Below are 13,708 nucleotides of genomic sequence, written 5' to 3' on the forward strand. Positions count from 1 at the left end.
TTTTACACCCTCTTCTTTGTTAATTTAAGTAATACTTTGCTCAAGCTTTCTTCCGTAAGATCCTCTGCATCAGCAAAATCTGATACCGTAAAAGCAGACTCTGTTGTTGGTTTATTTATAAGTTGACGGAGATGCCTTAACATACCATCTGCTATCACTTGAATTTTTAATTTAGAAAACTGTTCCCTACTATACATCCAAATAAAATGTAACTTTTCATCTTTCACCATTCCGATAACTTCAATTAGATGAGATGGTTTGGAATCTGGAGCATGATCTAAAAATGTAAATCCTGTCTCTTGCATAAACAAAGAGTCCCTTGAAAACACCTGATCAAATTGGCCCAAATAGTTAAAGCTTATTGAAGGCTTTTGCTGATAAAACGGAAGTAATCCTTTATTCAAGTAACGTAAAATACCATAGTCAACTCCGCGATTTGGAATTCGACGTAATTGTTCTTTGACAGCCTTTAACCCTTCAATAGGTGTCTGAGTTCCTTGAAAATTGAGATGAACGGGATAAATACTCGTGAACCAGCCCACTGTCCGTGATAAATCAATACCTTCAATCATCTCTTCTCTTCCGTGTCCTTCTAGATGAATAGAAACGGTTTGCTGATTTATACAATCAACGATAGCTTGTCCTAATGCCGTTAATAGTACCTCATCAATCCTTGTCTTATGAGTGACTAGAACTTCGTGTAACAATGTTTGTGTTTCTTCTATTCCTAAAGTCCTCGTCACTTGATCAATCGATTCTTCTGTCGTTTCTTGTATTGGATAGTCCATTGGAATTTTCATCGTTTCTTTTTCTACTTGTTCATTCCAATAATTTTGTACTTCTTTTGAAATCCCCGAATCACTGTATGTCTGGAGTCGTTCAGACCACTCTTTAAAAGATGTACTTTTCGCAGGTAAGCGAACTTCTTGACCTTGTTTCATCTGGTTATATACCACCTGTAAATCTTCCAATAGAATCCTCCATGACACTCCATCTACTACTAAATGATGAATCACCCAGAATATTCGATCATTTCCAGTCAAGTTATCTTCAAAGTACACTACTCTCATTAACGGACCAGTAACTAAATTGAAACTAGCTTGATTAATGTTCATCTCTTCTTGTATTATTTTATTCCACTCTTTTTCATTAACTTGATTACGTTTTACAACATGGAGTACTGACAGCTCATCAGTCCCTTCATTTCTCTGCCTCCACGTTCCGTTTGGTAACTGTTCGTACCGGAAACGTAAAGCATCATGATGCTTCAGTAAATTTAATATCGCTCCCTCTAGTAATTTCACATTCAATCTTTCTTTTACTCTTAAAAGCATTGATTGATTCCAATGCTCTGTATGTGGATGTTCTTGCTCGAAGAACCAGCACTGAATTGGAGTAAGAGGCACATCACCTATCACAATTCCCTGCTCCGCTTGTACTCCCTGCGTTTCTATAGCCACTTGTGCCAGCTCAGCGATAGTTGGGCATTCAAACATTTGCTTTGGAGTAAGTTTTAACCCCACTTGACTTGCTTGAGATATGATTTGAATACTGAGAATCGAGTCGCCACCAATTTCAAAGAAATTATCATAGATTCCCACCTTTTTAACACCTAATACTCGCTTCCAAATAGTAGTCAGTATCTGTTCGTTACTATTCCGAGGGCCAACACATTCACTATTAATCTGCTTTTCCTCTGGCATAGGTAAGGCCTCACGATCAACTTTACCGTTAGCTGTAAGTGGAATAGCTTCCATCGCCACAAATCCCGAAGGAACCATATAACTTGGTAGTTTCGCTTTAAGATACTCTCTCCACGCATCTACATTTCCATCTCCTACAACATATGCTACTAATCTTTTATCGCCCGGCTGATCTTCTCTTACAATTACAACTGCCTCTGTTACAGATGCATATGTATTTAAAGTAGACTCAATTTCCCCAATCTCAATTCTAAAACCACGTATTTTAACCTGATGATCAATTCTTCCACGATAATCTAGATTCCCATCTGGCAAATACCTAGCTAAGTCTCCTGTCCGGTATAATCTTTCTTTCGGATTACTACTAAATGGATGAGATATAAAACGCTCTGCTGTTAATTCAGGTCTATTTAAATATCCACGTGCCAATCCTGCTCCACCAATATAAAGTTCACCATCAACACCTATAGGAACAGGTTGTTGATAAGCGTCTAGTATATACACTTCTAAATCGGGAATCCGCTTTCCAATATTACTTCTTGAAGCATGCTGCACATCATCTTGAGTAATTGGATAATATGTAACATGAACTGTAGTTTCTGTAATTCCATACATATTAATTAACTGTGGTTTTTTCTCCCCATACCTTTGAAACCACGGTAACAAGCCAATAGGTTCTAACGCTTCTCCGCCAAATATCACGTAACGCAGCTGCAAATTTTTATTCTTATCTTCTTGTTCACACACTCGTATTAATTGGCGGAATGCGGAAGGTGTCTGATTTAGAACTGTGACTTCTTCCTCCACCAATACTTGATAAAAATCCTTAGGTGATCGACTAATCCAGTACGGAACAACAACTAATTTCCCACCATATAATAACGCTCCCCAAATTTCCCATACTGAGAAATCAAATGCATACGAATGAAAAAGCGTCCAAGTATCTTTTTCATTAAACTGATACAAACAATCCGTCGATTTAAATAACCGTATAACATTGTGATGCTCTATCATAACGCCTTTTGGATTTCCCGTTGATCCCGAAGTATAGATTACATATGCCAGATTTTTGGGACCGACACTAGAAACCGGCAAAGTCTTACTTTCTTTCCCAATCTCATCTTGATCACGATCCAGGCAAATCGACTCAACATTTTCTGGTAACCAGTTCAATTCTTTTAAACTTTCTTGCGTTACGAATAACTGAATGCTAGCATCTTCTAAAATATATTGAAGTCGCTGCTCTGGATATGTTGGATCAAGCGGAACATAAGCCCCACCAGCCTTCAAAATCCCTAAAATACCTACAATCATTTCGAGGGAACGTTCAACGCACAGTCCAACTAAAGTATCAGGTCCTACTCCCTTTTTCTGCAAATAATGAGCTAACTGGTTTGCACGTTCATTAAGCTCCTTATAAGTAATTTTTTCTTTTTCATACGTAACTGCAATAGCATTTGGATAAATCATCGCTTGCCGTTCGAACATTTCATGAATAGTTACTTGAGGTGGGACATCCAGTTTAGGATTGTTGAACTCAACTAAACTTTTTCTTTTATCTTCCTCAGAAATGATTTCTATTTCAGCCACCTTCTGCTTTGGGTTTTCAAAAATATTTTCCAGTATCACTAGCATAACGTTAAAGAATCGTTCTATCTCTTCCTTAGAAAATAGCTCCTCACGATAATCAATATGTACATGTAAAGAGTCTATATCAATTAGATTTTCAATATGAACTGCAAAATCTTGTACTTCTTCACGGTTTGGAATCCATAGTGAGTCACCACTTTCATCACGATCCCTATAATCAATCGTAGTTCCGAAAAGTCTCACATTACTGTTATTCTCTTTATTAATCTGCTTTAATAACAAATCAAATGGATATTTCTGGTGTCTTAATGATTTACTTTGTTTTCTGGACACTCTACTAATAAATGAAAGTACTTCTTCTTCTGGATCAATATCCATTCTTAAAGGAACTGTACTCACCATCATTCCAATCAATTTTCGTTCCATTTTAGTCATACGGTTGCCGTAAGCCATTCCTAAACCAATATCAAGCGATGAGGTCCACCGATACATGGACAACGAAAAAGCAGCAACAAAAAGAGTATATAAACTATTTTTGTAATCTTCAGAAAATTTATCTATCTTTCTCTTCAAATGTTCCGTTAATATAAACGTCTCACGTGATGCTTTTGTACTAACTTGGTACGTATTATAAGGCTTCAATCCAGTCACAGATGGCAGTGTTTTAAATTCCTCTAACCAAAATTTTTGATCTTTTTGAAAGCGACTACTATTCAAGTATGTTTGTTCGTTGGTCAGAAATTGAACATATGAATTTTTAATTTCGCCTTCCTCATTCTCGTTATGCATGTCATAATAATATTTTGCAATCTGCTCAGTAAATATTTGAATTGATAAACCATCCATAATAATATGATGAACATTTCCAAAGACTGCACATTCATTATCGTTTAATTTTATTAAAGCGAAATAGTATAAATTTGAATTAAATAATGTAAACGTTTCTTTTGTTTTCTGCTCAATCCATTCCTCAAGCAAATTTGTATTCTCCACATTACTGAAATCAAAAAACTCAAATTCTTGTTCTTCATGTTTAGTAAAATATTGTTTCGGTTCCTGATGCCCATTTTCTTTTAACCTAATGCACAGACCGTCATTTTCACTGATAACGCGATTCACAACTTGGTTTAATTTTGAATAATTCATTTTTCGATGAAGTTTAAATAAAAATCTTAAATTACATATTCCTTTATCAGAATGAACGACTTCTGTATACCATATTCTTCGCTGCGGATGGCTTAATGGATAGCATTCCTCATTGGTCATAAAAATCTTCCCTTCAAAAATTATTTGCTCTTATAGGTTCGTGTTTATGTTTAGCCCATAAATATTTCTGCAGTGAAACTCCAATTACTCCAATAATAACAAGCCCAATCCCTCCATAAACATAGAGTTGAGTTACTCCAAACAAATGCACTAATGGACCACTCATAGCAGGAGAAATAATTAGAACTGCGTTTGTTAAACTGCTTTGTATACCAAATACTCTTCCTACTTGATCTTGATCGGATTCTATTTGTAAAATGACTTGATTAGATACAAGCATCAGCCCACTTCCGATACCAGCGATAAAACTAATTAAATAAGCTAAAACGAAGACCGTACCGGGCGTTATCAAACCAATCCCCCCAAAACCAATTCCCATTAAAACCATACCTCCACATACTACCCAGCCATATTGAAATTGTTTTAATTTCTGAGTTAGTAATGCACCAAGTATTCCGCCAAGACCAATAATAGAAATAATATATCCCATTTTACTTTTATCATGTGGGAATAAGCTCTTAAATAAAGTTGGGAATTGTGAGTCTACTAATTGTAATACCGCCATGGCTATTGTAACGAAAATTATGGTTGATAATATTATCCGATTAGATAACACATAACCCCACCCTTGTACCCAAGCGGTCCAAGTACTTTGTTTTTGCTGTTCAACAAATTCTTTCGATATAGTTTCTTTAAATTTTATTGTGGGTATGAGAACTAAGGTAGCTAATAAACAACTTATAGCTCTTATAATGAGGCAGAACTCTGGTTGAAACCAGCTCAACAACATGCCCCCTATAAGGGGGCCTACTATCTTGGTACCCTGCTCTACTATTCCGTTGATACTTACTGCTTTAGTAAGCAAGTCCGGGGATACAATCTGTCTTGTTAGTGTTTGCTGTGCAGGATAATAGAAAACAATAAAAATGGAACGAATCATTAATGCCACTAAGAGCCAGTGGATATCTTGTACAAATAAAAGAGCAATTGTTATTAGACCAACCATTAGATTACAGAACATCATAATTGGAATTTTTCTAAAACGATCTGCAATAACACCTGCCCATGAGCCAAAAATAATTCCAGGAAGTGCATATGCAACAGGAATCAATCCAATCATAGTAGGATCTACTTCCCATTCAAACCCAACTATAGTCATAATCGCTAACATATCAATAAAAACACCAAGCATAAGCAATGAATAGGCAGAGAAAACTTGTAAATAAACCCTATTTCCTAATAGGCCTTTTGAATCAGTAGTTTTCATAAAAGCAAGCTCCTTAGGTTACTAATATAAACGCTTTTGCGTATAAGGTACCTCTTTATTAAACCTAATTAATCATTATTGACATCTCACCTAGAATTTAACTTCGCCAAAACTCAAACCGACCTTATTTTTCATATATTTAAAATAGTCAGACAAACGAAAGCGTACCTATTTCTTCATTTTTATATCAACTGTTACAAAATATATCTTTACCTTACACTAATAACAGCTAAACGTTGCCTTAATATAACCCTTTACAGTCGTTTACACATTCAATTCACATCCTTTTTAAAGTTGGCTTTTTTCTATCTCAAATACTATCACACAAATATTTCACCTACTATATTCATAAAGTTGAAATATTTGAATCAGAAAATTCGGATAAAAAACCAAATCCACAAATCATAACAAACTATTATTTATTTATATTTTCATTTTATAGATAGCTTTAACCATAAGGGTATCAAGAATTAAGTTTTTTAATTTTATTAACATAATAGTTTAAAGAGACCGTAAATCCTACTAAACAAAAAAATATACAATAAAGTATATTTTTTTCTTATCCTACATATTTTCTATGCAAATTAATCCCAATAACTAAAGTTGATAATAAAAATATAATATTACCAATCACTAATGTACTCATAACAAGAATTGAATAATATAGTATTAATACTTCTGCACCTACTACCTATTTTATTTATTGGATATTTATACTTCAAAAAATTACACATCATTCACAATTAGGATACATACCCAAAATATGTTTTGAACGTTTTATTATATTTTAAGATAATATAAAATCAGTTTTTCTATAAGAGAACTTAATTTTTATGTAGTACGAAACTGTTAGTAATACAGTATATACTAATTTAGTTATAAAAACATTTAAAGACCACCTATTTCCATAAGTGATCTTTCTTTGTGATTCTGTATTTGTGCACTACTGTAGTAAATATATCGTAGAAACGCTTTGTTTGCTAAATGTTTAGTTCTTTCCATTTACTAAAAAACATAGCTTCATACACTTAATATCATATTCGTTACATTGCAAACTATTATTTTGTCTTCTGTACAGGCAAACTACTAAAAATTAATTCAGCAACTTTTACATATCCTTTTGAGTTTGGATGAATTAAATCCTTAGACCAAAGCGTATTGTCATTAACTAAATGATGATTCCAAAAATCAACATGATGAAGCTTATACTCTCTGCTCAGTGAATGTATAACTTCATTTGCCTCTAATAATTGTTCTTTTATTACTTGTTTTTTTTCAGAAGCAAAAGGAAGCCTAACTGTAAAATCTGGAAGGTTTGCTATAATAATATCAGCCCCTGCTTTACTTAATGTATCTATCATAAATTCCATATCGTTCTTATATGCATCATGATTCCAACGTCCTTTTAAAACATCGTTTGCCCCTGCAATGAGACTAACCAAATCTGGATTAAAAGTTAGCGCCTTTTCCAATTGCTGCGATTGAATTTCTTTAGTTACTAACCCACGCTTTGCAAAATTGGCATATTCTATATCATTTTCACACAGTTGAACAAAATGATCTACCCAGCTTTTTAATGCAATTCCCTCAACTTCATCCCCTATCCCCTCTGTAAAACTATCGCCAATTGCTACAAATCGCTTCCACATATGTATTCCCCCTTTATTATTAACCATATCTATACTATACAATAGCTCACACCGTAATTGTTATTTCTAAGTGGTTTTCGATTTCAATTATATTCCACTTTACTATATTTACATTTAGAATCTAAAATTGACCGATTCCTAAGTATACTTAGGAATCGGTCATATTCATATATTTACTAAAGAAATAAAATCTATCTAGAAATTATACTTTTTTCAAAAAATTTATTGTTCTTTGTTTTGCCCAGTTGATACATTTCTTTTCGATTAAATGATATGAAACTATAGAAAAAAGTAGTGTCATTGCAATGCACAAAGTAAGAAGGAAAAAGATAGGTATCTTTGTATACAATAGTTTAAATAGTACCATCATGATTGGAAAATGACACAAATAGATACTGTATGAAATTTCTCCTAAATATACAAATACACTCTTATTTAAAAATACTTTTACGGGATAAAACCAATGTGTCCCCATTAAATATCAAGACACACTGGTAACAAAACATTCTTTTATTAGCTATCAAGGATTTTAATTATTCAATTCAGCTATTTGCTAGACCTATATTAGAGATGAATTTTATTTAGTCTAAACTATTAGTTTTTTGTAATAAAAAAACTACAACCTATACTGGATGTAGTTTTTCTAACTAATTTATTTATTTTTCACTTCATTTTTATAAAAAGCAAATAATGGTTCGATGGATGGACTAGATAACAGCGGAATTGCCTTCTCAATCAATTTCCTATCCCAATCAAACCAACGCATTTCCATTAACATATTTATCTCTATATCAGTGAATCGTTTCTTTATTTCCTTAGCAGGATTTCCACCAACTATTGTATACGGCGGAACATCTTTACTTACGACAGATCCTGCAGCAACAATTGCCCCTTCACCAATAGTAACGCCAGGCATTATTATAGCATTCATTCCAATCCAAGCATCACTTTGAATGACTGTATCGCCCTTTGGTTCATATGATTGTTTGATTTGCTCAGCGAATGGATATACTGTAATCCATTCTGAGTGATGATTATGATTACCACCCATTAAAATGACTACCCCACTTGCAATGCAAACATAATTCCCAATAATGAGTTTATCAAGATGCCATCCCATCTGTTCAATTGGATTGAAAAGTGCTTGAGACTTAGCATCCCCCCACAAATACCTTACACAGCCATCTTCAAAATTTTGATGACTATAATAGCCTGAATAATAGGAGTACTCTCCCACTTCAATGAGTGGATTTGTTACTATATCTTTTATATACTTTGTTTCTGACCAATGATTAAATAATGGATACTTCATAACTTTATTCCTCGCTTCTAAGTATTATATATTTTGCTATTTACTTAGAAGCTTACTACGACAGCTACATTTTTTAGCTTTCTCAAACGACGAATCATTATCTTCAAGCCTTTCTTTTATACTAAAAAAAGCATAACGCAATACATTACACTAGTCAAATTGTGTAATTTTGAACACATCTTAAACAGCGTAATACTGCAATAAGAACATGAAAACACTCTAACTTTGATCCAAATAATATATTGATTACATTCAGTTTATATTTTGTAAAAAAATTTTAATTGCCATGACAAAGCAAACAATAACCACTATTGGTCGTATTAATGACGTCCCTTTTGTAAGCACCATCTTCGCTCCAATATACGATCCTATAATTTGACCAAGCATCATAATCAACCCAATTGTCCAATCGATTTGGCCAAAAATAATAAAATATAACAAAGCAGCGAAATTACTTGTAAAATTCAAGATTTTAGCATTTGCAGTTGCTCTCGTAGCACTATATCCACATAAAAGAATGAATGCTAAAGCAATTAAACTACCTGTTCCTGGGCCGAAGAAACCATCATAAAATCCAAGGAATGGAGCCACTGTTAACGCAAACAACAACATACTTATTTTTCTCGGTCGATCTTCGTTTGCTATATTTGGAGATAATAGAAAATAAAGACCAATAATAATAAGTAAAAAAGGTAATATCATGATTAAATATTCTGCTCGTATCTGTAAAACAAGCCATCCACCCAAAACTGATCCCAAAAAGGTCATTAAGATGGACAAACGCATTTCTTTAAGATTAATTTCTTTCTTCTTAATAAAAAACACTGTTGCCATGAGAGTTCCGCTACTCCCTTGTAGTTTATTAGTCGCTATCGCTACAGAAGGAGACATACCTACTAATAACATTATCGGGATAGTTATCATACCACCGCCCCCAGCAATCGTATCTATCCATCCTGCTAATACAGCTACTAAAAATAGTAGTATAAGTAATTCAATAGTAAAATCCATACAAAGAATATGGGGAGGCTTGAGCTATTATAACCCAAACCTCCCCATCGTCCCTCCTCTCTTTAAACTAGTTAATTAAATCTGTAAAGTAACTTTCTTTTTGATCACGTAATCGACTGGAAACGTATTGTCTGCAAACAATTCTTCTTCCATATTTATTGTTTCCAATCGGGATTTTATATTCTTCCTCAGATAACCTTTCCCTACCATGAGTTACATTTGTTTGTTTACCATAGTATGAATTTGGTATAAGTAATAAATCTTCAGATGTAAGTGGAACCTTATAAGTAGGCGTTGTTCGTAAGAGTTCTAAAAACATGTCAAATTTCAATTTTTCTTCTTCACTTTCTCCCACATAAATTAATCTATTTTCCGCTCCATTCAAACAAGTTGCAATAATATCACCATTATCATCTAAAAATATAATTTGGTTTATTTCTCCTACAAATCCCGATATTTCACCATCAGCCATTCCTGCGATATGAGCAATAGGCATTTTACTTACCGCCAATATGTCATCTTTACTGAAGTGATTTTCTTCAAGATGCTTTTGCAGTAATTTTGGCGTTCCAATATGAGTTTGAGTTTTTAAATTTAACACTCCTTTTAATAAAAGAGCATCAACTCTAGTAAATTTTCCACAAGTAATTTCAGACACTATTCGTTCCACGGATTTATTAAGTCTATTTGATACAATTTCTAAATTCGTATTGAATGTTTTCAATCTTGCTTCAATATCTGATTGGTCTTTCATATCTGTATACACTGTGGCATCGTTATGTTGATAAAAGTTCCCGCCACCGGTGCTTGCACCGACATTTCGCAAAACTTCATCGTTGTTTAAAGGTGAAATAAGATGAAATCTATTTTTCCCTGCATGTTCGGATGGGTGAATTAAAGCATCATAATTAAAAAGTGTGGCAAAAAGCCATGTGACCCATTCTGCATAAAAATATTTTTTCATTCTATCGTGTTCGTCTTCGCCATAATTAAAACCTCTGCGATTTTCCCCAGGTAATAGTGTTTCCATAGGATCACATGGAGTATTTTTAATAAGAGTAGGTGGTACGTTTCCGCTACAATTCGCTATTTTTATTATATGTAGTAGGTTTTTCATATCTGAATTCGGATTTTTCTTTGAATAGTCAATCAAACAATTAAGCCACTCTTTTGAAAAATATGCTGCTATTTCTTGATCACAAGTATAAGGATTATGAGTTTTCAATTCATTTTCTATCAGATTCTTCATTTTATCCTTCAATACATTAGGAATGCTAATTTCTTCAATTTCTGTAATCTGCAGTATTCCTTTATTCATTATAAAACCTCCGTTGTTTTATTTTTTATACCCTATCTTCTATTAAACAAACTATCCATTTCTTTTTTGCTCCTTCGCTTTTCGTCAGAGCTATTAGAACTACCGATTTACAAATAAAAAACGTGGATTATAAGAGATTTCTTCTTAGGTACATTTCCCCGACGAACCTCTATTGAATTGGTAAATTTAATTTAAAAATCTCTTTCATTTTCTAAAGTTTTCCTAATTTTAAAATCAGAATTTTCAATACAACTATGTTAACATTAAAAATATAACACGAAACCAAAAAATGTAAATGAATAGTTTTTTTATAAAAAATAGTCAGACTATTTATGAAGTAATTCGTATTCCATTGAACGAACTACGGCCCCTCAATTTTATTGATAACAATAAAAAAACCCCTAAATTGATAGAGGAATTTTTTTCAAGTATATTCTATTTTAAAGTTCTTACTTACCTTTTACCCCGCTATTTGCCGGGCAGTAAGACCCCTACCTTAAAATACAGCGGAAGCAAAGAAGTTAGGTGGGGGTTCGGGCTGCCCATAAAAGCAAGATTGGTGAGGGCTGATAATCAGTGGGGATGAACAAAACTCCCCCTGATTAAAGTTTCACTTTATTTTAAAAGATATTGCTGTAACTTCTTTATTAACAGTTCCATCCCGTTTGGACTTACAATAATCTTCCCATTCGCTAAAGAAATATTGCTGTCTGAAATATCCCCTGTAAGTGCACAAGCTCTTGGAGATTGATATTTTCGTAAAATAATCTGGTCCTCTTCTATAAACATTTCAAGAGAATCTTTTTCTACAATTCCTAAACTCCGTCTTATTTCCATTGGAATAACAATACGCCCCATGCTATCTGCTTTACGAGTAATTCCTCTTGATTTCATAAAATGCCACCCTTTATATTTATCTAATATTACGGTATTTATTTTAGCAATAAACAACAATTAGGAATAGTTCGTATTACAGTACTTTTTTTAGAAAAAAATAACAATTAGGAATAGTTTATGTTAGAATTCTTTCTTGTTTATTCTTGATTTTTAATATATTTTTCCTTGATCATTTTTATATATTGTTTTCTTTCAGTTAGTTCAAATATAAATAATGCTTTTTTTATGTCTGTTAAACCAACTTCATTTGAGTGCTGAACTTTCAATAAAATTGCACCTTTTTCAAAAAATAATTCACCTAATAAGTATAAAGTATTCATATTTATCGCTAATTTTATACCTATTTCACTATACTTTATTGCTTCTTCATATTGATTTGCAAGGTGTAAACATTTTGTTAACGTATGAATGAGTCTTAATTTGATTTCTTTTTCTCTAGGAAATTCTATCTTATTAAAATTAATTAAACTTTGTTTTAATATATTTATACTTTTCTCATACTCTTCATTTTCTGCATGTATTATAGCAATTGAATTCATTATGCTTATTTCTTTTTCTGATAAAAAGTTACTACTACTTAAGGTTTGTTTTAGTGCTCTATTTAAAATGTCAAAGGCATTACTTGTTGCTCCATTTACATAATATATAGCAATCGCTTCATGCCATAATAGAAATTGTTTATCTTCTTTTGATTGAAAATTATTCTCATCTTTCTCTTTTTTTACTATTTCGTAAAGCTCATTATATTGTTTTTGTTTCACACAATCTCTCATTACACATTTTACATTTTCAATATATTTTATTTTTTTATTTTTGGTTAGTGCGAATATATAATTTGGATCAATACCAAGTCTTTCAGATAATTGATACAACAATATGCTAGATGGATAAATAATACCTTTTTCTATCTTACTAATTTGACTTTGTGAACATATTCCATGACATAATTCAGATTGTGACATGTTTTTTTTCTTTCTAAGTTCTTTAATAATAATACCAAGATTGTAGAATTCCATCTTTCCTCCCTCAAATGTAACACTTTATGAGTATAAGAATATTTCCCAACTTTTAATGTAATGTAAAATTAATATAGTTACAATTACTAATTATATGGATTTATAGTTTCTTTTACAAACTTGTATTACAATACGAGAAATTATTAAAATATGGTTCACTAATAATTAATGGGAGTTTTATCCCCCCACTGATTATTAGTCCACTCCAGGCAGGCTTTTACAGGGAGTTCGACTTCTTTGCCACATCTAAATTTTGAGGTGGGAGTCTTACTATCCGCAAATAGCCTGATTAAAATAAATATGATTTTTCACCTTTATTTCTTTTAATAGTTTCTTTTGATTTTTATATAAATAATTTCGAAGGAGCGTATTTTATGAAAAGAATGTTGACCGAAAGAGAGTTAGAAGTAGCTATTTATGTAGCAAAAGGATATACAGATGCAGAAATTTCCAAAAAAATATATGTTACCCCTCGAAGAATTTCAACGATAATTAATCATATTAAAGAAAAATGGCATATTAATTCTAGAGTGGAATTAGGTATTTTAGTTTATCATTATGGTTTTATAGATGCACCCTTATTTTCAAATAAAAAAATTCAGCTATGTAAAAAGGTTGTACAATAGATAGCGGAATATAACGAGTTTAAATTGCAAATAAAAATAGAAGAGCAGACAAA

9 protein-coding genes and 1 pseudogene are annotated in these 13,708 nt (G+C 32.4%); 1 reads left to right on the forward strand and 9 read right to left on the reverse strand.

From position 1 onward, the window contains the following. Positions 1–2: 2 nt before the first annotated feature. The 9 genes and pseudogenes from ACTFO4_RS17940 to ACTFO4_RS17980 form a co-directional block, all read right to left on the reverse strand. Complete coding sequence (locus ACTFO4_RS17940; protein ID WP_440014027.1) at positions 3–4,559, reverse strand: amino acid adenylation domain-containing protein; 4,557 nt, start codon at positions 4,557–4,559, stop codon at positions 3–5. Positions 4,560–4,572: 13 nt separating this feature from the next. Continuing rightward, positions 4,573–5,826, reverse strand: a complete 1,254-nt coding sequence (locus ACTFO4_RS17945; RefSeq protein WP_440014028.1) for an MFS transporter — start codon at positions 5,824–5,826, stop codon at positions 4,573–4,575. Between the two features lie 1,058 nt (positions 5,827–6,884). Beyond that, a complete protein-coding gene (locus tag ACTFO4_RS17950) occupies positions 6,885–7,475 on the reverse strand; it encodes an SGNH/GDSL hydrolase family protein (RefSeq protein ID WP_000265880.1) in 591 nt (196 codons plus the stop codon). Between the two features lie 202 nt (positions 7,476–7,677). Continuing rightward, positions 7,678–7,926: pseudogene (locus ACTFO4_RS17955) on the reverse strand (acyltransferase family protein); the annotation flags it as partial. A 201-nt stretch (positions 7,927–8,127) separates the two neighbouring features. Then, positions 8,128–8,787 (reverse strand): CatB-related O-acetyltransferase, encoded by a 660-nt coding sequence (locus ACTFO4_RS17960; RefSeq protein WP_000876937.1) that lies wholly within the window; start codon positions 8,785–8,787, stop codon positions 8,128–8,130. 252 nt (positions 8,788–9,039) lie between these two features. Next, complete coding sequence (locus tag ACTFO4_RS17965) at positions 9,040–9,798, reverse strand: TSUP family transporter (RefSeq protein WP_000347994.1); 759 nt, start codon at positions 9,796–9,798, stop codon at positions 9,040–9,042. Between the two features lie 67 nt (positions 9,799–9,865). Continuing rightward, complete coding sequence (locus ACTFO4_RS17970; RefSeq protein ID WP_001032359.1) at positions 9,866–11,116, reverse strand: hypothetical protein; 1,251 nt, start codon at positions 11,114–11,116, stop codon at positions 9,866–9,868. A gap of 615 nt (positions 11,117–11,731) precedes the next feature. Next, positions 11,732–12,010, reverse strand: coding sequence for an AbrB/MazE/SpoVT family DNA-binding domain-containing protein (locus tag ACTFO4_RS17975; protein WP_000842216.1), 279 nt, complete (start codon positions 12,008–12,010; stop codon positions 11,732–11,734). Between the two features lie 140 nt (positions 12,011–12,150). Continuing rightward, complete coding sequence (locus ACTFO4_RS17980; RefSeq protein ID WP_000397979.1) at positions 12,151–13,029, reverse strand: helix-turn-helix domain-containing protein; 879 nt, start codon at positions 13,027–13,029, stop codon at positions 12,151–12,153. 374 nt (positions 13,030–13,403) lie between these two features. Here ACTFO4_RS17980 and ACTFO4_RS17985 point away from each other — a divergent pair, with 374 nt between their 5' ends. Then, positions 13,404–13,655, forward strand: a complete 252-nt coding sequence (locus ACTFO4_RS17985) for a response regulator transcription factor (RefSeq protein WP_000827560.1) — start codon at positions 13,404–13,406, stop codon at positions 13,653–13,655. Positions 13,656–13,708: the final 53 nt, after the last annotated feature.

Origin of the sequence: Bacillus cereus group sp. MYBKT14-1, from assembly GCF_051915185.1 — a bacterium.
Taxonomy (GTDB): Bacteria; Bacillota; Bacilli; order Bacillales; family Bacillaceae_G; genus Bacillus_A; species Bacillus_A cereus.